Genomic DNA, 23406 nt, shown 5'->3' on the forward strand with positions numbered 1-23406 from the left:
CAAAAAATACCGATGGCTAACTTAACCATCGGTATTTAATTTAGGAATATTGTTAGATTAAAGCTTATTCGTAATCACTAATTGGCGCACATGAACAATGTAAATGACGGTCGCCATACACATCATCAAGACGTTTAACTGCTGGCCAATATTTGCTTTGTTTCGTTGCTTCACTTGGGAATACAGCACATTCTCGGCTATAACTGTGTGACCACTCTTGCACTAATTCATATTGTGTATGAGGTGCATTAACTAATGGATTGTCATCAATTGGCCATACGCCTTTATCTACCTGTGCAATTTCAGCACGAATAGAAAGCAGAGCTTCAATAAAGCGGTCAATTTCCACTTTACTTTCTGATTCTGTCGGCTCAATCATCAATGTACCTGCAACAGGGAATGACATAGTTGGAGCATGGAATCCATAGTCAATTAAACGCTTAGCTACATCCATTTCACTGATACCGTAATTCGCTTTTAATGGGCGAATATCGATAATACATTCATGTGCGACATAACCATCAGCGCCAGCATAAAGAATGTCATAATCATTTTTCAAGCGTTGTGCAATATAGTTCGCATTTAAGATTGCCACTTGGCTTGCTTGTTTAAGCCCTTGTGCCCCCATCATACGAATATACATCCAACTAATTGGTAATATTGAAGCACTACCGAACTGAGCCGCAGAAACGGCACCTTGTGTGGTGACATTTTCCATTTCAACAACAGAATGTCCCGGTACAAACGGCGCTAAGTGTGATTTCACACCAATAGGTCCCATACCTGGACCACCACCACCATGAGGGATACAGAAGGTTTTATGTAAGTTTAAGTGAGAAACATCAGAGCCAATAAAGCCTGGTGTAGTTATTCCTACTTGCGCATTCATATTGGCACCATCAAGATAAACTTGTCCGCCATATTGATGAATGATCTCGCAAACTTCCCGAATACCTTCTTCGTAAACACCATGTGTTGATGGATATGTTACCATCACACAAGAAAGTTCAGCTTGATGTTTTTCTGCTTTAGCTTTTAAGTCTACAATATCAATGTTGCCATTATCATCACAGCCAACTACCACCACAGTCATGCCTGCCATATGTGCAGACGCTGGGTTTGTACCGTGTGCAGAGCTTGGAATTAAACAGATATGTCGTGCATTTTCACCACGACTTTGGTGATAACGACGGATTGCTAATAGACCCGCATATTCCCCTTGTGCTCCAGAGTTTGGTTGCATACACATTGCATCATAACCGGTTAATGCAGCAAGCCAATTAGCCAATTGCCCAATCATCACCTGATAGCCTTTCGCTTGATAGGCTGGGCAGAATGGATGTAGCTCTGTAAACTCAGGCCATGTAATTGGGATCATTTCAGCAGCCGCATTTAGTTTCATCGTACATGAGCCTAATGGGATCATTGCTTGATTTAAAGCTAAGTCTTTATTTTCTAAGCGATGCATATAACGCATCATTTCAGTTTCACTGTGATAATGATGAAAGTTTTCATGTGTTAACACAGTGTCTTTACGTCGCATAGACGCGGGAATAGATGCTGAAGATGAAGCGACTTGTTTATCAAGTGTATCAATATCACCCACTAATGCTTTACCACTAATGATCTCAATAAGCTTTGATACATCTTCACGCGTTGTAATTTCACTTAATGTGACACCAACAGCGCCGGCAATATCAGTGCGCAAATTAATTTCAGCATCTTTTGCACGTTGTAATACAGCAGCTTTATCCGCTGTTTCAACCGTTAAGGTATCAAACCAAGTTTGATGACGTAACGTCATGCCATTTTGCTGTAAACCCACAGCCAAAATATCAGTTAAACGATGAATACGTTGAGCGATGGTTTTTAACCCTTCTGGCCCATGATAAACCGCATACATAGCAGCAATGTTGGCAAGTAAAACTTGAGATGTACAAATATTGGAGTTGGCTTTTTCACGGCGAATATGCTGTTCTCGCGTTTGCATTGCCATACGTAAGGCACGATTACCAGCGGCATCACGAGACACACCAATGATACGACCCGGCATTGCACGTTTATATTCATCACGACAAGCAAAAAATGCCGCATGAGGGCCACCATATCCCATCGGTACACCAAAACGTTGTGCTGAACCTAATACGATATCAGCGCCTTGATGACCCGGCGCTGTTAATACCACCAGCGCCATTAAATCGGCAGCAACACTAGTAATGATTTTGCGTTCTTTCAGTTCAGCCAATAACTTACTGTAATCATGAACTTCACCTGTTGTGCCTACTTGTTGTAATAGCACACCAAAAACACCTTCAAGCTCTAATACCTTTTCCGCTTTATCAACGATCACTTCAAAACCAAAGGTATCTGCGCGGGTTTTTACTACATCTAAAGTTTGAGGATGAATATCATCAGCGACAAAGAAACGATCTGCATTTTTTAGTTTGCTTACACGTTTTGCCATCGCCATTGCTTCAGCAGCTGCCGTTGCTTCATCGAGTAAAGACGCAGAAGCAAGATCCATTCCCGTGTAATCAATAGTGACTTGCTGGAAATTCAGTAGTGATTCAAGACGACCTTGAGACACTTCTGGCTGATACGGTGTATAAGCGGTATACCAACCCGGATTTTCTAATAAATTACGCAAAATCACCGGAGGTAATACAGAAGGCGCATACCCCATACCAATATAAGAGGTAAAACGCTTATTTTGGCTGGCGATGGCTTTAAGTTCAGCCAAGGCTTCTTGCTCTGTTGCTCCTGCCCCCACATTTGGTGGAGTATCTAATTGGATATTATCTGGAACAATTTTTTGGGTTAATTCATTTAATGAGGAGACGCCAACAGCACTGAGCATCTCTTTAATCTGTTCTGGTGATGAACCAATATGGCGACGAATAAATTCATCACGATATTCTAACTGATTTAAAGTCTGTGTCATTGCAAGTAATTTCCTGAATTCACGATGAATGGATAGGTAATAGCCATGGCTTAAAAAACGTAGTGATAGCGATAAAATAACAAGCTAATAAACAAAAACGCCCCGCATGGTTTGACGGGGCGCTTAGTTTTATTCTTCGCTATCTACCAGTTCTTGATAACCCGCGGCATCAAGTAGGTCATCTAATTCGCTTTCATTATTTGCTTTAATGCGAAATAACCAACCTTCTCCGTAAGGTGCGCTGTTTACCAGCTCTGGAGAACCATCTAACTCTTCATTTACTGCGATAATCTCACCCGATAATGGTGCGTAAATATCAGACGCCGCCTTTACAGATTCAGCAACAGCACAATCATCACCAACAGTCACTTCTCTACCCACATCAGGTAAATCAACAAACACCATGTCACCTAACAGTTCCTGTGCATGCTCAGTAATACCGATTGTGTATTCTCCATTGCCTTCAGAACGGATCCACTCATGAGATTGCGCGTATTTTAATTCACTAGGTATTTGACTCATTGACCTTACTCTCCATTTAAAATAATTGTGCGTGTTATACCAATGCTTTACCTGAGCGAACGAAACCAGGTTTAACAACTTCTACTGGCATTTCACGATTACGCATTAATACAATTGCGCTATCTTTAATACCTGCAGGAACTCTTGCTAATGCAATACTAAAGCCTAATGTGGGTGAGAAAGAACCACTTGTAATCACACCTTCTCTTAATTCACCCAAATCATCAGTAAAGTGTACGGCAGTACCTGCACGTAGCACACCTTTCTCTCGCATAACAAGGCCGACAAGTTTATCTGTGCCTGTTGCGCGTAATTTTTCTAATGCTTCTCGACCAATAAATTGACGATCTTCAGGTAACCATGCGATCGTCCATCCCATATTAGCTTCGAGCGGATTAATAGTTTCATCCATCTCTTGGCTATAAAGATTCATTCCAGCTTCTAAGCGTAATGTATCTCTTGCACCTAATCCGGCAGGTTTAACCCCCACCGCTAATAATTTTTTCCAGAAATCGACAGCTTGGTCTTTTGGCATCGCAATTTCATAACCCGCTTCACCGGTATAGCCTGTTGTTGCGATAAACAAGTCATCAATCTCTACGCCATAAAAAGGCTTCATTGCTGAAACAACTTGACGTTGCTGTTCAGTTAATAAACGTTGAACCTTTTCTTGTGCGTGAGGGCCTTGAACAGCGATCAATGCCAAGTCATCACGAACAGTAATATCAACCACGTAATCTGAAACATGTTGCTCAATCCATGCCAGATCTTTTTCACGAGTAGCGGAGTTCACCACAAGGCGGTAGAAAGAATCATCAAAGTAATAGACGATAAGATCATCAATTACACCGCCTGATGCATTAAGCATACCGGTATAAAGCGCCTTACCTTTTTCGGTGAGTTTAGCGATATCATTCGCTAATAAATAACGTAGGAAATCTTTAACTTGCGAGCCATGTAAGTCAACAATAGTCATATGAGAAACATCAAACATACCAGCATCACGGCGTACATTGTGATGTTCATCTATTTGAGAGCCATAATGCAGTGGCATCATCCAACCATGAAAATCGACCATACGAGCACCGCAGGCTACATGCTCATCATACAACGGAGTCTGTTTTGCCATTCTTCCCTCTTTCTACTTTTACTTTAGATTATTTCAGAGAACGCAATTTGTTAAATATAAAATTAAACTTGATTAGAAATCAGCGTATTAATCACGAGTTTAAGTTTATTTTTAAACATTAATTTAACAAATACGAGCAATTAACGTACAACGCAAACGATACCATCCTCTTGAACTTAGCATTGTCAGAAAAAATAAACCATAAGTTAAAATAGGGTATTGTGTCTTTCAATCATAATAGAGAGATATGAGTATGCAGAACTAATGATTGCAATTATGCGTATCAGCGCTCATTTTTAGCGAGGAATTCCTATAAAAAAGGAGTTAGTGCAAAGAATAGACTGAAAAAATAGATTTTTTTAGTTCTATTTCTTCAGTCAGATATAAATAAAAGTAATGTGAAATAAGAGAGGAATTAGATTTTTTCAACTGAAGTGAAATTTTTATCACTTAACCATTCAGGTAAATCAGAAAGCCCCATTGCTTGTTCAAGTAACTTCGGTTTTACGCCCGGTAAACTATCTGCTAACGAAAGACCGATATCTCGAACCCATTTTTTGACAGGATTGTTACCAGCAAAAAGTTCACGAAATCCCTGCATACTCGCTAACATCACGGCTGCTGCGTGTTTGCGACGACGCTCAAATCGTCTCAAATAGAGATATTCACCAAAATCTTTACCTTCTGCTTTTAAGCGACGGATCTCACCAATTAACTCTGCAACATCCATAAAACCAAGGTTAACACCTTGTCCAGCTAAAGGATGGATAGTATGTGCCGCATCACCTAATAACGCTAAGCGAGGAGCTGCAAATTGGCGTGCATAGCGACCAGTTAGCGGTATTGTCATCCGATCACTGATTAATTCACATTGCCCCAAACGCATATCAAATGTCACACCTAATGTGCGCTCAAATAGGATTTTATCTGCATTTTTGTAGCGTTCAGCAAGATGGCTTGGTAAAGACCAAACAATAGAGCAAGTATGGGGATCAGAAAGGGGTAGAAATGCCAAAATACCTTCACCATGAAAAACTTGGCGAGCAACATTGTCATGAGGTTGTTCAGTACGAATAGTAGCGACTAATGCATGATGTTCATAATCCCAAAAAGTCAGCGGAATATCAGCATGTTTACGTAACCATGAATTAGCGCCATCGGCTCCGACAACTAATCTTGCCGTCAACATTTCACCATCATTAAGAGTAATAAACGCATCATTTTCACCCCAAACAATACGTTCAATTTGTGTCGATGAATAGAAGGTTATATCACTGTGGCTTTCACATTTTTGCCAAAGCACTTCTCGGATAAGATTATTTTCAATAATAGAACCTAAATGGCTGAATCCTTCTTTTTGTGCCGAAAATTCAATACGACCAAAACTATCCTGATCCCAGACTTCCATACCTTGGTAAGGCGTTGCTCGTAAAGCATTTAAGTTTTCCCAAACACCTAATTTTTTCAGTAACATCTCACTGGCTGTATTAATAGCGGATACCCGTAATGAAAAATCATCTTGCGGGTGAAAATGTTTCGTTACTGGGTGATTTTCTATTATCGCTATACGTAATCCACACCCGTGTAATCCGCTGGCTAATGCAAGCCCAACCATTCCACCACCAGCAATAACAACATCAAATGATTTCATAATAAAAGTATCCTAAAAAGCAATTATGCTCAGTTTGTCCAACCTAATGTTTGGTGTGCTAATTTGTTACGAAGTGTAGGCACTAATTCCATCGTCATTAACCCTAAATTACGGGAAATAATAAGAGGAAAACAATGATTAGCAAACACTTTCACCAACCCATCTGTAATAGAAATGGTTTTTTCTCTGTCTTGCTGGCGAAGTTGCTGGTATTGAGAGAGTACTCGATAACTACCAATATCTTTATTGGTGTTAATCGCTTGAGTAAGCGTATTTGCCAACGTCATCACATCACGTAAACCAAGGTTAAAACCTTGTCCTGCAATAGGATGGAGTGTTTGTGATGCATTGCCTACTAAGGCTAAACGGTGACTAATAATTTGGTTGGCTTTTTGTAGTGCTAAAGGATAGCTATTTCGTTTACCGATATGTTCGATTTTTCCTAAACGCCAGCCAAAGTCACGTTGTAAATGCGCGATAGTTGTTTCATCATCCCACTGTGAAATTTCATCCCATCTCTCAATCGGATGACACCACACTAATGAGCTACGCCCTTCACTCATCGGTAGCATTGCTAATGGGCCAAATTCAGTAAAACGCTCAAAGGCTTTTCCCTCTGGGTCTATTTCTGTTTTGACATTAGCAATTACAGCGACTTGATGATAAGGCTCACGTTGCCATTGAATATGGCATTGGTGGCCTATAGGCGAGTTTGTACCGTCTGCCGCAATCAGTAAATCACCTGTTAATTGCGTACCATTATCGAGCGTTACCTCAACACAATCTACATTACGCTGAACTTGTTCAACTTTAGCGGGGCAATAAAGCGTGATATTAGATTGCTTTTTTAGCTTGGCAAAGAGTTGTCGTCCTGCGTCATGCAACTCAATTACATAACCAAGTGCAGATATATCATAGTCTTGCGCATGAATATTAACAAAACCACAATGGCCTCTATCTGAGACATGAACGTGATTAATGGGGGTAACAAAAGGTTTTAATATTGACCAAAGCCCAATTTGTGATAACCGCTTTGCTGTTCCATGGGCTAATGCAATCGCTCTTGCATCAAATCCAGGGTGCCCATTATCAGGCTCTCTTGCTTCAATTAACGAAATTGAAATATTGCCTTTGTTTAATGCGGAAAGTGCTAGTGCTAATGTTGCACCTGCCATTCCACCACCCACAATAATCACATTCATACTGATTTTAGCCTTAAATTTTTCCTGCCATCAGAGCTTCAATTTCATCAGGATCTTTAACAACAGATGCCGTTAAGTTCTCATTACCCGTTTCAGTAATAACAATGTCATCTTCAATACGAATACCGATACCGCGATACTCTAGTGGTACATCAGCATCTGGTGCGATATATAGCCCCGGTTCGATAGTCAGTACCATGCCTGGCTCTAAAATACGGTCACGATCTGTTCCATAATGTCCAACATCATGAACATCAAGGCCTAACCAGTGGCTTAGGCTATGCATAAAGAAACGCTGATAGGCTTTTGTTTCAATAAGATGTTCGATTTCACCGTGCATAATGCCCAGTTTAACCAGTCCTTCAACCATGATATACACGACATGCTCTGTGACTTCTTTGATGCTTGTACCAGGTTTGTACAATTCTAAAGACACATTAATAGATTTTAAGACAATGTCATAAATTTCACGTTGTTGACGGCTAAATTTACCATTAACAGGGAAAGTACGAGTGATATCACCGGCATAGCCTTCATATTCACAACCTGCATCAATGAGTACTAAATCCCCATCACGCATTTTGGTTTCATTCTCGGTATAGTGAAGAATACAACCATTATCACCACTACCTACAATACTGTTATAAGAAGGAAAACGGGCACCGTGAGAAACGAACTCATGTTCTATCTCACCTTGAAGCTGATATTCATACATACCTGGCTGACATTTTTGCATCGCTCGTGTATGTGCTAACGCTGTAATTTTTCCCGCCTTACGCAGTAATTCAAGTTCAAAATCAGATTTAAATAAACGTTGCTCATGAACGATAGGACGCCAATCAATAATAGTTTGAGGCGCTTTTAAATTCCGACGAGAACCTTTTCTTAAGGTTTCTAATGCATTAAAAACGATTTCATCAGCAAACGCATACTCGCCCTGAGCATGATAAACAACATCTAACCCGTTTAATAATTGGTAAAGTTGCTCACCAACATCTTCATAAGGAAGTGCCTTATCAACACCTAATTTTTCAGGCGCGGCTTCTTGCCCAAGGCGACGACCAAACCAGATTTCAGCCGTTAAATCTCTTACACGATTAAAGAGCACACTATGGTTATGTGTTTCATCACTCTTAATCAGCACAAGGATCGCTTCAGGCTCACTGAAACCCGTTAGATAAAGGAAATCACTATGCTGGCGATAAGGATACTCACTATCAGCATTACGTTGCGCTGGTGGTGCGGCAAAAAAGATAGCTGCACTCGCTGGCTTCATTTGAGCTAATAATGCCTGACGACGGGATAAAAATTCTTGCTTATTCATACCCACTCCTGTCTTTCGTTTATCTTTATGATTATCTAATGAATGATGCCATTAATGTAGTATACGTTGCTCATTTTGTTCACTATTTCCTTTGTCTTTTGGTGCGACAAAAGTAATATAACAAAGTTGAACAGACACTTTCACATATTCGCTGACTTCTTCTAACGCATCCTCAAGTTCTTCTTGGTTTTCATCTTCTTCATAACCTAGCGCACCAATATTACGCAAATCGGTGATAACTTCAGTCAACTCTTTATGTTCAGATAACTTAGGTTGTGCAACCCCCAAACCTAAAAGAAAGTGATTAACCCACCCAGCAAGGGCATCTGCTCTTGGAAAAATGGATTCAGATTCGTCAGGAACTAACATCGAGAAGTTAAATACACTGTCATCAAGTTGTTCGTAAGTAATATGATAAAGCTCTTCGAGTGGGTCTGATAACGTTTTAGGAAAAGCTAAACCTTCATTGGTTAAATCATGCAATAAGGTTTTCCAACTGCTATCGCGCACAGCGCCACAAATAAATCCTGTAATCAATCCGTGCATTTCAGCCGCCGTTAAAGGCACAGTATGCTGCTGTAATAAAGCATCGATAGATTGATAATTTGGTAATGTGTTTTGTTTTGACATAAGAATAAACGTCGCATTTAGGGGAATAGTTCAAGATATGCTACCATCAATAGAAGTCGCTGTACCAGTTAAGCCATGTTAATCATTGGAATTTTTGTAGTAATAGCGTTTAATACAGCGCTATAACCGTATACACTACTCAACACGTAGCACAGATTTTATGTCAGGAAGGAATCATGTCCGCACAACCCGTTGAACTTCAAATTTTTGGGCGCTCATTACGTGTCAATTGCCCACCAGAACAAAAAGATGCTTTACTGGCTTCTGCTGCTGAACTTGAACAACGATTACAAGATCTCAAAGAACGCAGTGGTGTTTCCAATACAGAGCACTTAATTTTTATCGTGGCATTAAATATGAGTCATGAGTTGGCAGAAGAAAAGTTAAAAACTAGAGATTATGCCTACAACATGGAAGAGAAGATAAAAATGCTGCAACAATCTATTGAACAAGCTTTACACGATCAAGGCAAGCATCATGATCGCACTTTTTCAACTGCGAAGTAGATTTGTTCAGAAAGCATGCGTACGCCACGAAATTCACAGATAATAGGTTGCTTTCTACAATTAAAATAATACAATAGTTCATAGATAAGGTGCTTAACAGCATCCACCAAATTTCTCTGAGATGTTTGCCAGTGGGCCAGTCCCCTGAGCCGATATTCGAAACACATAGAACGTGGTGATCTGTTACTTGTGAGCATACCTGATTCGTTCAGGCAGCCTAATGGTAACAACACTATGTTCACCTTGGACCATGGGTTCAAGGGTTACAGCCTACGGCGGCATCTTGGAGACCTCTACTAAAGTTCTGAATACTAGGTATTTTATAAATACTTAATATTTAGAACTTTTTTTATGCCTCTAATTCCTGAATTCTTCAACTTCCTCGCATTCTTACCTCTAAAGTGTGATAAATTGACTAAAATGATAATTCCCACTTAATGCCAACTACTTATTGATGGATTGATGAATGACTCAGACGTTACTGTTTCAACAAAGAGATGAAATACGTAAAGCAATTCGCCAAAAACGACGTTTACTCACATCACAACAGCAGCAACAAGCAGCTCATCAATTATGTGAACGTGTTCTCAGTCATCCCAAAGTCCAACACGCACACACCCTTGCCTTATTTCTCTCTTTTGATGGTGAAATTGATACATTACCTTTGATTTCACAATTATGGGCAATGAAGAAACAGATTTGTTTACCCGTTTTGCACCCTTTTCATCGCTACCATCTTCTCTTTTTGCGTTATACACCAACCACTGTTTTAGTGAAAAATCGCTTTGCAATTTCAGAACCACCTTTAAATGTGAATGCAGTTATTCCTCCATATGACATTGATATTATTTTTACACCCTTAGTGGCTTTTGATGCCCAAGGCCAACGATTAGGTATGGGAGGTGGTTTTTACGATAGAACGCTAGAAAACTGGCAACAAAAATCATTTTATCCAATAGGGCTTGCTCATACTTGCCAACAAGTTGAACATCTCCCCATTGCAAATTGGGATGTTCCATTACCTGAAATCATCACTCCAGAAAAAATATGGCATTTTTAATATTCTGAATAACTCATTTTAAAACACCGAATATTATCTGTGTTTTTTTATATTTTTTATTTTAGAAAAAACTTTAAATACCTTTTTATATTCACAATCAATCTAAAGGTGTTTTTATTTAAATGAAGAATGAAAAAGATATTCATCTTATAAAATGCATTAATATTATTATCAACCTAACTAAAAACAAAGAAATAGAAATAAAAAACAACCACACTATAAAATATTTAGAAAAAGAATATAGGTTTAAATTAAAAGAAATAAAACCATCAATTATATTTAAAAAACAACTTAATCATAAAATTATTTTTTACGATAAAAATGAACACTTATTTATATTATTAAAACAAAGTGAAAATGATTTTCTTATTTATAATTATCAAACTCATAAAACAGCGATAGTTAATAGAGATAAAATTATTAAAATAAGTATAAAACATGCTTACTATCTTGATTTTAAGGCACAATACCATTTTGACATCAGTTGGTTCTTTCCTATGTTTATACGATACAAAGCTATTTTTTATCGTATTTTATTCTATTCATTAGTATTACAATTATTATCTTTAGCTAGCCCTTTAGTTACACAAATTATTATGGACAAAGTAATTATAAATCAAGCATCATCAACACTTAATGTATTAGTGATTGGATTGATCTTTATTGCCATCTCAGAAGGGATATTGAAAGGCATTAGAGAATATATGTATCATCATACCGCAAATAAAATTGATATTGGCTTAAGTTTAAAAATGGCTAATCATTTATTAAAATTACCCATAGGTTACTTTAAGTCTCGACAAACAGGGATCATTGTAACGCGAGTAAAAGAATTAGATATTATTAGAGACTTTATCACCAATACATTATTAATGTTATTTATCGATTTTTCTTTTATCTTTATATTTATCTTTGTTATGGCAATTTTATCGATAAAGTTAACATTATTTTTTATAGTAACCATTCCTCTTTATTTTATTTTAGCCAAATTGCTTGCCCCGAAAATAGAATTAGCCGTTCAACAGCTTTATCAAAAAATAGCTACCAATACAGCATTTCTTACCGAAAATTTAAGTGGCATCGAAACCATTAAAAGCCTTTCTCTGGAGCCTCGATTTACACAACAGTGGCATACACAAATTCATCAGCTTACCTGTGAAAATTTAACACTCCAGAGTATAGACTCACTCTCTCGCTTTATTGTGCTATTTATCAATAAAACAACAACTGCATTACTATTATGGCTAGGTGCTTATGAAGTTATTTCACACTCAATGACAATTGGTCAATTGATTGCCTTTATTATGCTACTAGGATATTGCCTACAACCTTTAGCTGTAGCTATTGATGTTTGGGGTAAATATATCAGAACAAAAACAGCCATTTATAATTTACAAGATATTCTTAACCTGCCTACTGAGCTAAATACCACAGGATCAAACACCAAACTTCAAGGTGAAATTACGTTTGATAACGTAAGTTTCTGTTATCAAAATAATACGCCGTCTATTTTACGCAATATTTCATTACAGATAAAAAAACATGAAGTTATTGGTATTGTGGGAACATCCGGTTCGGGAAAAAGTACCTTAGCACGTCTGATTTCTGGTCTTTATACACCACAATCAGGCTGTATAAAATTTGATAATATTCCACTGTCACAACTTCATTTAAAGTGTGTACGCCAACAAATTGGCTTTGTACTACAAGAAAATTTTTTATTTCACTTAACGATTTTTGACAATATTAAACTGATGCACCCACAAGCTTCTTTAGAAGAAGTTATTGATGTTGCAAAAATCGCAGGCGCACATGAGTTTATTTTAAAATTACCATTGGGATATGACACCTTGATCACAGAGGGGGGAACCTCTTTATCAGGAGGGCAACGTCAACGTATTGCTATTGCTAGAGCCTTATTAACTTCACCTAAAATTTTGATCTTTGATGAAGCCACCAGCGCTTTAGATGATGATTCTCAAGCAATTATTCAAAATAATCTTCCACTTATCACACAAAATAAAACCGTAATTATCATTGCCCATCGTCTTTCAACAATACGAAATTGTCATCGTATTATTGTATTAAATGAGGGGCAAATTGTGGAGGAAGGAAAACACGACGCTTTAATTAAAAATAACGGTGATTACAAAAAACTTTGGCAAATTCAACAAGGATGTTGAGCATGAAACTAAATATAAAACGCTTATTACAGGCTATTTTTCATCCTAACAAAAAACCGTTTCACTATGATTTTTATCCTAATCATATAGCCCTTATAGAAAAACCATTAACACCTTATAGCCGTTATATTGCTTCTACCATTTCACTCAGTATTGTGGCTTTTATTATGTGGGTTTATTTTGGAAAATTAGATGTGCAATCCCAAGCAACGGGTAAGCTTGTTGTTACTGGACGTTCCCAAATAATTCAAATACATGAACCTAGCCGATTAGCTATCCTTCATGTAAAAGATGGGCAAGAAGTTAATCAAGGTGATGCATTATTAACTCTTGACATATTGGGTATTGATGAAGAAATTAAAGGGGTAAGAAAAAAAAGAGATGAGCTACTATTACTTAAAATTCGCTATCAAGCCTTGAGCCAAGAAGTATCACCTAAAAATCTTTATCATTTTAATAAATTAGATAATAAAACAAAAAAATCAGTCTTATTAGGTTATCAGAAAGAAAAAGATGAATTTGATAGCAAAATAAATATATTAGAAACTGAAGTAAAGATAAACAATAAAAATCAAACACTAATTTACAATGATCTATTGTCTTTAAAAAAAATACAAAACAATATAAAGCAACGATTTATTATTAGAGAGGATCTTTACAATAAAAAAATAATTAGCAAAATGGAATATCTTGAAAGCGAGAAAGAAATATTAGAAATAAATCGTTTAATAATAATAAAAAATGCAGAATTTCATATTATTAAAAATCAAGAACAACAATTAAATGAAAACTTAAACCAACTAGAAAAACAGAAAAAACTAGAATGGCATGATAAGTATAAAAAATATGAGAGCGAATTATTAATTTATACTCAAAATCTTAATCACCTCCAAAAACGACAGCAACTGAAAATCGTACGTTCCCCCATCACAGGGACTGTGCAACAAATTTCTATTTATACACTCGGCAGTGTATTACAACCTTCACAAAATGTCATGACGATAGTACCCAATCATCAAGAGAATTTGGCAGAGGTTAACCTTCTCAATAAAGATATTGGTTTTATTCACATAGGGCAAAAAGCGATGATAAAAATAGATGCGTTTCCTTATACTCGTTATGGCACAATTGAAGGGGAAATTATTAATATCGCTAAAGACTCTGTTCAACATGAACAATTAGGTTTAGTTTACCCCGCTACTATTAAATTAAATAAACAAACCATTGAAAAAAATAATCAGTACTATCAGCTTACTTCGGGAATGTCTTTAGTCGCCGAAATAGTTACAGATAAACGCCGTGTTATTGATTATTTTTTAAGCCCAATAGAAGTTTATCGACATAATGCACTGACTGAAAAATAAGATTGGGTATTTAATATCATGAAAAATATAAATAATATAGAAAAAACGAAACAATATCATAGCTCTATTATTGATGGATTAATTTATTTTTCTAAAAAAAACAATGGAAATATAAAAAAGGAGAATATTTTTCATTTTCTTGGCAATGAAAATTTATTTAATAAATGGAATATTCTAGAGGCGGCTCAATTACTTAATTTAAAATGTAAATTTGATGTTCTTGATTACGAGAATAAAAAATATCATCTTATAGATACTCTTATTGAAATAAACAACAAATGGTATATTTTAAAAGAAAAAAGTGAGAAACATTTAACTGTAATTGATCTTGAAAGTAATATTACCATTGAATATGAAATAGATAAAAAACAAAAAATAAATACAGTATTAATAATCAATCAACAACACACTCTATTACAGAGTAAATTTAATATAAATTGGTTTATCTCTACTATTTTTAAACAAAAAAAATCACTCTTATTGGTTTTTATTTTATCATGTTGTAGCCAACTCTTCGCATTAGTTAACCCTCTAATTTTTGAAATATTAATTGATAAGATATTAACAGGAAGAAATCTATCAAACTTACATCTCTTGGGGTATTTATTACTCTTAATCGCAATCACTGAACCTGTTTATCTTTTTCTGAGAGACAAATTGTATACATTTATTTCCTGCCAATTTAGTGCCGATTTTTCAGGAAAAATTTATCAGCATCTTATTCGCTTACCGAGTTCTTTTTTTAATCAGCGACAATCAGGTCAAATAATTGCTCGTATTCAAGAGCTTTCTCATATTCGTCAATTTATTACGGGTTCCGCGTTGATGTTAGTGCTCGACCTAATTTTTATTATTGTGTTTATTTCTGTAATGTTTACTTATTCAGTACCATTAACTTGGATAACGTTAGGTGCATTAATTCTTTATTTTACACTCTGGTTGATCCTTGGCCCTCTTATTCGTTATCGGGTTGAGCAGGAATATCAAGCTAATGCGGATAATACCAGCCTACTAACAGAAACAATTAGCGGTATAGAAACCATCAAAATTACAGCAACAGAAAATCATTTTATCGATAAATGGCAATATAAACTCACCGATCATATTAATAAACGGTTTTCAGCAGCTAAAAAAACTTTATTAGCTCAACAGCTAATATTTATCATTCATAAAATCACAACAGCGATTATTTTATGGCAAGGTGTTAATTTAATTATTAATACACAAATGACTGTGGGTGAGCTTATTGCATTTAACCTCTTTACTGCGCATATCACACAGCCTATTTTACGTTTAGCACAATGCTGGCAAGATTTTCAACAAGCAACAATTTCTCTACGCCGTATTGGCGAAATTTTAAATACGCCGACAGAACACCAATATCATGGATTAGCAACCGTGCCTCGGATCACTGGTCGTATTGATTTTTCAAATGTCTATTTTCGTTATACTAACCATACACCAGACGTTATTGAAGCACTCTCGTTCTCTATTCCAGCAGGGCAATTTATTGGTATTACAGGTCGCTCTGGTTCAGGGAAAAGTACCATCACACGTTTAATTCAACGACTCTATACCCCTCAACAAGGACAAATTTATATTGATGGCATGGATTTGGCTATCGCCGATCCTCTCTCTTTACGCCAAAGTATTAGTATTGTTCTACAAGAAAGTTTTTTATTTAGTGGATCTATTGTCGAAAATATTCGTTTATCAAAACCCAGTGCAAATGAAAAAGAATTAATAGAAGCATGCCAGCTTGCAGGCGCTCTAGAGTTTATTGAGCAACTTCCTTTGGGATTTGACACTCAAGTCGGAGAAAAAGGAACTAACTTATCAGGAGGTCAACGCCAACGTATTGCGCTGGCCAGAGCTTTATTAACCAATCCACGCATTCTTATTTTAGATGAAGCCACATCAGCATTAGATTACATCTCTGAAGCAAAAGTTTTAGCCAGTTTACCTCAGATTTGTAAAAACAGAACCGTGATTAGTATTGCACATCGTCTCAATACATTAGCGCATGCAGATTATATTTATGTCATAGATAAAGGACGAGTATTGGAAGAAGGAACTCATTCTGATTTACTTGAAAATAGAGCACTTTATTACCAATTATGGAAACAGCAAATTCAATAATAATGTTTAAAAAACAAAAAAAGGCTCAAATACTGAGCCTTCAATATATTACTAATAATAACATCAATAATTAATACAGCATACGAGCACGAATAGTACCAGGTAATGCTTTGATTTTTTGTAACACTAACTCTGCTTGTGCCTTAGTTTGTGTTGTAATATCAATCACAACATAACCTACATTGCCTGAAGTTCGCAGAAATTGTGCTGCCACGTTGATGTTTTGTTCAGTAAAGACATTATTGATGCTATTCATCATACCTGGACGGTTTTCATGAATATGCAGTAAGCGGTTTACATCATCGCCGTGGCTTGGTAATGAGACTTCAGGGAAGTTAACTGCAGATAGCGTTGAGCCATTATCTGAATATTTGGCTAATTTGCCTGCGACTTCATAACCAATATTTTCTTGCGCTTCTTGTGTTGAACCGCCGATATGAGGCGTTAATATCACATTATCGAACTTGATAAGTTCAGAGACAAACGGATCGTTAGGATCGTTATTTGCACCAGGCTCAGATGGGAACACGTCAACCGCTGCACCAGATAAATGTTTTGATTCTAACGCTTGTGCTAATGCAGGAATATCAACTACGGTACCACGAGAGGCGTTGATAAGAATTGAACCTGGCTTCATGCGCTGAATTTCTTCATGGCCAATCATATTTTTTGTTGATGGTGTTTCTGGCACATGTAAGCTGACAATGTCACACATATTCAATAGTTCAGACATATGACGAATTTGCGTTGCATTACCCAGTGGCAGTTTATTTTCAATATCATAGAAATAAACATCTAAACCAACACTTTCAGCCAAAATACCTAACTGTGTACCAATATGACCATAACCAATAATACCCAGTTTTTTACCACGCGCTTCAAAACAGCCTTTGGCTTGCTTATCCCAAACACCACGATGGGCTTTCGCATTTGCTTCCGGAATACGGCGCAGTAATAACAGTAATTCACCTAGCACCATCTCAGCCACGGAACGAGTGTTTGAGAAAGGCGCATTGAAAACAGGGATACCACGACGAGCCGCCGCATCTAAATCAACCTGATTGGTCCCAATACAGAAGCATCCTACGGCGACTAATTTTTCAGCAGCTGCAAAAATTTCTTCTGTTAAATGAGTGCGGGAACGAAGACCAACAAAACGCGCATCACGGATAGCTTCTTTTAATTCTTCGTCCGATAACGCACCTTTATGATATTCAATGTTGGTATAACCCGCAGCTCTTAAATTTTCTACTGCACTTTGGTGCACACCTTCAAGGAGTAGAAACTTTATCTTTTCTTTTTCCAAAGATACTTTGACCATTTACCCTGCCCTATCGTTGTTACATTCAATGAAAAACAAAATCCTGTCTAAACAACATAACAAAAATAGAGTTTGTGGCAATACAACCGATTGCAATGATGACAGAATAAGCGATAAAGAAAGCGATTTTCTACCGAGTAAAATGATTTTGACTTTGAAAAAGGCAGGATTTTAAAGAGTGATATAACTATGGTGTGATATATATCACTGAATTTGCAGTTTCTAAAATAATTTTAAAAAGAGGTCGCCATCGCCACCTCTTTTTAGTCATCTTACTTAATGGTTTTAACGCCTTGAGAAGTTCCCATTAAAACAACATTTGCACCACGATTAGCAAATAATCCTACTGTAACCACACCTGGAATACTGTTAATTTTATTTTCCAGTTCAATAGGATTAAGAATTGTTAAGTTATGAACGTCTAAAATGACATTTCCATTATCTGTTACCACGTTAGCACGATATTCAGGTAAGCCACCCAGCTTAACCAATTCACGAGCTACATAAGAGCGCGCCATTGGAATAACTTCAACAGGTAAAGGGAATTTACCTAATACATCGACTTGTTTAGATTCATCAACGATACAGATAAATGTTTTTGCTACACCTGCAATAATTTTTTCTCGCGTTAATGCGGCTCCGCCACCTTTGATCATTTGCATCTGGTGGTTGATTTCATCAGCACCATCAACATAGATATCTAAAGAATCGACTTCATTACAGTCAAAAACAGGAATGCCATAACTTTTTAGTTTTGCCGTTGATGCTTCTGAACTTGAAACAGTACCTTCAATTTGACCTTTCATTGTCGCTAATGCGTCAATAAAATGAGAAGCTGTAGAGCCTGTTCCTACTCCCACGATAGTACCGGGTTTCACATATTCAAGCGCCGCCCAACCTACTGCTTTTTTCAATTCATCCTGAGTCATTTAAAAAAACCTTATTTATCACGTTAATGGACTAAGAATAGCATATTGCATTCAAAACTAGCACGAGACACATCAAAAACTGCGAAGCAACATTTTAACTCATTACAACAAAAAATATGGCATAGTAAGCAACAGAATATAAAATCAAAGAGAGTCTGTTAATGAAACGCCCTGATTATCGAGCATTACAAGCCCTTGATGCCGTCATTCGCGAACGTGGTTTTGAAAGAGCTGCACAAAAGTTATGTATTACACAATCTGCCGTTTCACAGCGTATTAAACAATTAGAAAATTTATTCGGCCAACCACTATTAGTGCGAACTGTTCCCCCTCAACCCACAGAGCAAGGGCAAAAACTATTGGCATTATTGCATCAAGTAGAATTACTTGAAGAACAATGGTTAGGTGATGAAAATAGTGGCTCTACACCGCTTTTACTCTCTTTGGCGGTAAATGCTGATAGTTTGGCAACGTGGTTATTACCCGCTTTGCATCCAGTTTTAACACAGCTACCTATTCGGCTTAATATCCAAGTTGAAGATGAAACGCGAACACAAGAACGCTTAAGACGAGGCGAAGTAGTTGGTGCAATCAGTATTCAACCACAAGCATTACCAAGTTGCCTTGTTGATCAATTAGGCGCTCTTGATTATCTATTTGTGGCCTCTCCTGATTTTGCTCAACGCTATTTTGCAAACGGTGTAACTAAATCGTCGTTATTAAAAGCCCCTGCAGTCGCATTTGACCATCTTGATGATATGCATCAGGCATTTTTACAGCAAAACTTCGGTTTATCTCCGGGTAGCGTACCTTGCCATATCGTTAATTCTTCTGAAGCATTTGTACAATTAGCAAAACAAGGTTCGACATGTTGCATGATCCCTCATCTACAAATTGCTAATGAGCTAAAGAGTGGAGAGTTGGTTGATTTAACTCCGGGACTTTGCCAACGACGTATGCTTTATTGGCACCGCTTTGCACCAGAAAGTAGAACTATGAGAAAAGTGACAGACGCACTGATTGATTTTGGCCGTAAGGTTTTAAAACAAGGTGAAGAGTAACACGACTATTTTCATCTTTTAACACAAAAAATAGGCTTCACTAAGAAGCCTATTTTGTTTTACCGCAATATAATTATTTAGTGCGTTTTAATTCAAAAACAACATCCACATAATCTTTAAATTCGATACTTTGCTGTTCATAAGTTTCTTGCACTGCCGCTGGCGCTTGAGCTTTTAATGCCATCGCATCCATACGTACTTGCGCGATTGGATAAGGTGTCGCCTCTGGCGCACGATAGCTTACACTATAGACTGCACCTAAATCAGCACCAAAACCTTTTGCAACAGAAGTTGCTTGATCAATAGCATTTTTAATAGCCACTTCTCGTGCTTTTACTTTGTATTGTTCAGGATTATTTACGCCAAATTCAACGTTATTAATTTCATTTAAACCAGCCGCTAATGCGCCATCAAGTAACGTATTAAGCTGTTCTAATTTCTTAATTTTGACATTCACAGTACGTGTTGCGGTATACCCATTAATCACAGAACGCTCTGCTTTTTTATCATACTCATAATTTGGTTGAGTACGGATATTAGCGGCGTCGATATCTTCCTTAACAACACCATTTTCTTTTAAGAAGGCAAAATATTTTGCAACACGCTCATCGACCTGTTTCTTAGCCTGAGCAGCATCTTTTGCTCTTTCGTTAACCTGAATATTTAATGTCGCCATATCAGGAGCGGCTTTAATTGTCGCATTACCCGATGTTGTAATATGTGGACCTTCTGGCTCCGAAGCAGCTTGTGCAATGGAAGGTAATCCCAGCGTAAACACGGATGCTAATACAATTGCTTTTAATTTCACAAAAAACCCCCTGACAAAATTAATTTTAATGTCCTGCTTTTAGGACTAAGAAGAACATTAGCATATATGATGTAAAGTTCTTTAAGATTAAAAGAGAGTTTTCCATCCTTGTGCTGCTAATTGAACAGCAATAAACCACATCACACATCCTACAAACAAATTAATAATACGTTGAGAGCGTGTTTTACTTAATATTGGAGAAAACCAAGCTGCGAGTAGTGATAACGCAAAAAACCAGCTTATAGAGGCAAATACCGCACCAATTGTAAACCAAGGGCGAAGATCGGAAGTTAATTGTCCACCAATACTGCCTATCACTACAAAGGTATCTAAATAAACATGAGGATTAAGCCAAGTTACAGCAATTAATGTCACAATCACACGCCAACGGCTTTTTACCTGATTGTTACTTTGTGATAATTCAATATCTTTTGAAAAAGCTGTTTTAAATGCGTTCCAACCATACCAAAGTAAAAATGCCACTCCTCCCCATGTGATCAATAATAAAAGCGTTTCTGATTGACTAAGTAATGCACTGCCACCAAAAACACCCGCTGTTATTAATACAACATCACTTAAAGCGCATAAAAATGCACTCATTAAGTGATATTGTTTTTTACTTCCTTGCTGTAAAACAAAGGCATTCTGTGCACCTATAGGTAAAATCATGGCTGCACTTAATAAAAACCCCTGAAAGAAAGTTGTAAACATGCAAAATACCTTAATAATTATTCGTTTAATATTAGCTGAATAATAGAGGGATTTTGATATTAGAGGAAATGAATCATTCTTATTGATAATAAGAAAAACTAATGACCATAAAATAGATAAAAATAATAATCTCAGTAAGGTTAATAAGATGAAATAACCATATGCATTAATAAAATAAAAATAAAATTAGACCAGATAGTAACATGAGGTGTTACCACAATTAATGCAGTAATGAATAAGATAATACGTGTTCGTTTTTTAGCTACTTTATGTGAATACCACAATAATAATAAAGCCAAAGAGAAGACAGTATAGCCCTCAACATAATGAAAAATAAAAAAGAAACTCCTTAAGATTATCTCCATCTTTAATATTCAATTCCTTTTCTTATCTGTGTTATCTCATTATTCTTCCTTTCTCATCATACAAAAAAGCCACGTTATTAACGTGGCTCTATGTCATCTATTCTTGTAAGACTATTCTGCTTTCGCTGTCGCACTTTGCGTTTGATGCATATAAACATCCATTTGTGGGAATGGAATACCGATGTTATTAGCATCTAATGCACGTTTAAAATCTTCCATTAGATCCCAATAAACAGGCCATGCATCACCATTAGTTGTCCAAACACGTACCACAAAGTTTAACGAAGACGGCGCCATTTCATGTAAACGGATAGTCACGCCCTGATCGTGTTGAATACGTTTGTCTTTCGCAACAACATCACCCAATACTTGTTTTACTTTATCAATATCAGCATCATAAGCCACTCCAACAATAATTTGTGTACGGCGATTAGGCTCACGGCTTAAGTTGATTACTTCACTACTGATAATTTTGCTATTTGGAATAACGATAATTCTGTCATCGGCTGAGCGTAATGTTGTAGAGAAAATCTGTACATCTCTTACCGTACCCTCTACAGAGCCAATCATGACATATTCATCTGTACGGATCGGACGAAAGATAACAATTAATACGCCCGCTGCAAAGTTAGATAATGATCCTTGTAAGGCCAAACCAACCGCTAAACCAGCAGCACCTAATACCGCGATAACTGACGCTGTTTGAACGCCTAATCGCCCTAAAACTGCAATTAAGGTAAAAGCAACAACAGTATAACGAACTAAAACAGATAAAAATGTCACAACAGTAGCATCAATATGGCGCAGTGTAAGAACTCTTGCGACACCTTTACCGATCATTTTTGCGACAAAAAGACCAATAAATAAGATCAAAAATGCGGCTACAATATTCACAGCATATTGAATAAAGAGATCCTGATTTGCGGCAAACCAACCTGATGCTTCATCTAAACTAACAGGTAATTCATTCATTAGACCACCTTTTAAATCTTAAAAATATAATAGTAGAATAGCAATGCAGTAATATATTGTGGCAGATTTATTCAAAAAATATATAGGATTTGTTAATTTTCTTTATTTTCCAGAATAAATAACCGATATTTCTGTAGCATGGTAGCAAAATCGTCTAAACCACAAAAAGAGATACTTTCGTTATCGTAATAGCTCATACCCTCTTCCATTTCATCTGTTTCAAAATGCAAAGTATTCGCTCTTACCATCACTTCTTCATCATCAATAGAAAGGCTATATTCTTTACCAATTAATTCCCACTGCCTTTCACTACCTTTAATACCGTCCATCTCTTCAAGAATTTGATCTATCAGACTAATATCGCCCTGAATTTCATCATTTAGCCAATAGCCTATCGCTTCATGATCCATCGAAAAACGGGCTAGTATACCGCCAGTGAGATCTCGCTGAAATTCATAATCCATGGTGTATGCCCCTTATTAAGCTGTCGCTTTTTTAATAAAAAATACCTTATTCTTATTATGACAAAAATAACAAAAAACGGGAGGCATTAGCCTCCCGTTTGTTCATATTAAATACGTTTAAAGC

Annotated in this window: 19 protein-coding genes and 1 other RNA gene; 7 read left to right on the forward strand and 13 right to left on the reverse strand. The window is 36.8% G+C overall.

Annotation, left to right across the window (positions count from 1 at the left end; all coding sequences use genetic code 11):
• Window positions 1-64: 64 nt before the first annotated feature.
• From gcvP to JEP40_RS14325, 7 genes are all read right to left on the reverse strand, one after another.
• Window positions 65-2941 (reverse strand): aminomethyl-transferring glycine dehydrogenase, encoded by a 2877-nt coding sequence (gcvP, locus tag JEP40_RS14295; RefSeq protein WP_198624069.1) that lies wholly within the window; start codon window positions 2939-2941, stop codon window positions 65-67.
• Window positions 2942-3070: 129 nt separating this feature from the next.
• A complete protein-coding gene (gcvH, locus tag JEP40_RS14300) occupies window positions 3071-3463 on the reverse strand; it encodes a glycine cleavage system protein GcvH (RefSeq protein WP_198624070.1) in 393 nt (130 codons plus the stop codon).
• A 34-nt stretch (window positions 3464-3497) separates the two neighbouring features.
• Entirely contained in the window at window positions 3498-4592 is a 1095-nt protein-coding gene (gcvT, locus tag JEP40_RS14305) for a glycine cleavage system aminomethyltransferase GcvT (protein ID WP_198624071.1), read from the reverse strand.
• Window positions 4593-5007: 415 nt separating this feature from the next.
• Window positions 5008-6243: an FAD-dependent 2-octaprenylphenol hydroxylase gene (gene ubiI, locus JEP40_RS14310; RefSeq protein WP_198624072.1), complete on the reverse strand. Its 1236-nt coding sequence runs from the start codon at window positions 6241-6243 to the stop codon at window positions 5008-5010.
• 29 nt (window positions 6244-6272) lie between these two features.
• Window positions 6273-7445: a 2-octaprenyl-6-methoxyphenyl hydroxylase gene (gene ubiH, locus JEP40_RS14315; RefSeq protein WP_198624073.1), complete on the reverse strand. Its 1173-nt coding sequence runs from the start codon at window positions 7443-7445 to the stop codon at window positions 6273-6275.
• Window positions 7446-7458: 13 nt separating this feature from the next.
• Window positions 7459-8769: a Xaa-Pro aminopeptidase gene (gene pepP / locus JEP40_RS14320; protein ID WP_198624074.1), complete on the reverse strand. Its 1311-nt coding sequence runs from the start codon at window positions 8767-8769 to the stop codon at window positions 7459-7461.
• A gap of 51 nt (window positions 8770-8820) precedes the next feature.
• Window positions 8821-9399 (reverse strand): YecA family protein, encoded by a 579-nt coding sequence (locus tag JEP40_RS14325; RefSeq protein WP_198624075.1) that lies wholly within the window; start codon window positions 9397-9399, stop codon window positions 8821-8823.
• Window positions 9400-9575: 176 nt separating this feature from the next.
• On the opposite strand from JEP40_RS14325, the gene zapA reads away from it, so the two are divergent.
• The 6 genes from zapA to JEP40_RS14355 all read left to right on the forward strand — a co-directional run bounded on the left by zapA (window position 9576) and on the right by JEP40_RS14355 (window position 16651).
• Window positions 9576-9905, forward strand: coding sequence for a cell division protein ZapA (zapA, locus tag JEP40_RS14330; protein ID WP_036934918.1), 330 nt, complete (start codon window positions 9576-9578; stop codon window positions 9903-9905).
• A gap of 110 nt (window positions 9906-10015) precedes the next feature.
• A non-coding RNA gene (gene ssrS / locus JEP40_RS14335) (6S RNA) lies at window positions 10016-10199 on the forward strand.
• A 172-nt stretch (window positions 10200-10371) separates the two neighbouring features.
• Complete coding sequence (locus JEP40_RS14340; protein ID WP_198624076.1) at window positions 10372-10965, forward strand: 5-formyltetrahydrofolate cyclo-ligase; 594 nt, start codon at window positions 10372-10374, stop codon at window positions 10963-10965.
• Between the two features lie 122 nt (window positions 10966-11087).
• Window positions 11088-13148: a peptidase domain-containing ABC transporter gene (locus JEP40_RS14345; protein WP_198624077.1), complete on the forward strand. Its 2061-nt coding sequence runs from the start codon at window positions 11088-11090 to the stop codon at window positions 13146-13148.
• 2 nt (window positions 13149-13150) lie between these two features.
• Window positions 13151-14512 (forward strand): HlyD family type I secretion periplasmic adaptor subunit, encoded by a 1362-nt coding sequence (locus JEP40_RS14350; protein ID WP_198624078.1) that lies wholly within the window; start codon window positions 13151-13153, stop codon window positions 14510-14512.
• A gap of 18 nt (window positions 14513-14530) precedes the next feature.
• Complete coding sequence (locus JEP40_RS14355; protein ID WP_198624079.1) at window positions 14531-16651, forward strand: type I secretion system permease/ATPase; 2121 nt, start codon at window positions 14531-14533, stop codon at window positions 16649-16651.
• A gap of 70 nt (window positions 16652-16721) precedes the next feature.
• On the opposite strand, the gene serA is transcribed toward JEP40_RS14355, so the two are convergent.
• Complete coding sequence (gene serA / locus JEP40_RS14360) at window positions 16722-17972, reverse strand: phosphoglycerate dehydrogenase (RefSeq protein WP_198624080.1); 1251 nt, start codon at window positions 17970-17972, stop codon at window positions 16722-16724.
• Window positions 17973-18244: 272 nt separating this feature from the next.
• A complete protein-coding gene (gene rpiA, locus JEP40_RS14365) occupies window positions 18245-18901 on the reverse strand; it encodes a ribose-5-phosphate isomerase RpiA (RefSeq protein ID WP_198624081.1) in 657 nt (218 codons plus the stop codon).
• Window positions 18902-19062: 161 nt separating this feature from the next.
• Here rpiA and JEP40_RS14370 point away from each other — a divergent pair, with 161 nt between their 5' ends.
• The gene (locus JEP40_RS14370; protein WP_109407438.1) at window positions 19063-19962 is read left to right on the forward strand and encodes a LysR family transcriptional regulator ArgP; all 900 of its coding nucleotides are present in this window, start codon (window positions 19063-19065) and stop codon (window positions 19960-19962) included.
• A gap of 73 nt (window positions 19963-20035) precedes the next feature.
• Here the strand turns inward: JEP40_RS14370 and JEP40_RS14375 are convergent, their stop codons facing one another.
• The 4 genes from JEP40_RS14375 to JEP40_RS14390 all read right to left on the reverse strand — a co-directional run bounded on the left by JEP40_RS14375 (window position 20036) and on the right by JEP40_RS14390 (window position 23282).
• Window positions 20036-20770, reverse strand: a complete 735-nt coding sequence (locus JEP40_RS14375; protein ID WP_198624082.1) for an oxidative stress defense protein — start codon at window positions 20768-20770, stop codon at window positions 20036-20038.
• Window positions 20771-20857: 87 nt separating this feature from the next.
• Entirely contained in the window at window positions 20858-21481 is a 624-nt protein-coding gene (argO, locus tag JEP40_RS14380; protein WP_198624083.1) for an arginine exporter ArgO, read from the reverse strand.
• A 476-nt stretch (window positions 21482-21957) separates the two neighbouring features.
• Complete coding sequence (mscS, locus tag JEP40_RS14385; protein ID WP_198624084.1) at window positions 21958-22818, reverse strand: small-conductance mechanosensitive channel MscS; 861 nt, start codon at window positions 22816-22818, stop codon at window positions 21958-21960.
• 92 nt (window positions 22819-22910) lie between these two features.
• Window positions 22911-23282 (reverse strand): YacL family protein, encoded by a 372-nt coding sequence (locus tag JEP40_RS14390; protein ID WP_198624085.1) that lies wholly within the window; start codon window positions 23280-23282, stop codon window positions 22911-22913.
• Window positions 23283-23406 lie beyond the last annotated feature (124 nt).

The organism is Proteus vulgaris (genome assembly GCF_016239305.1).
GTDB classification, from domain to species: domain Bacteria; phylum Pseudomonadota; class Gammaproteobacteria; order Enterobacterales; family Enterobacteriaceae; genus Proteus; species Proteus vulgaris_C.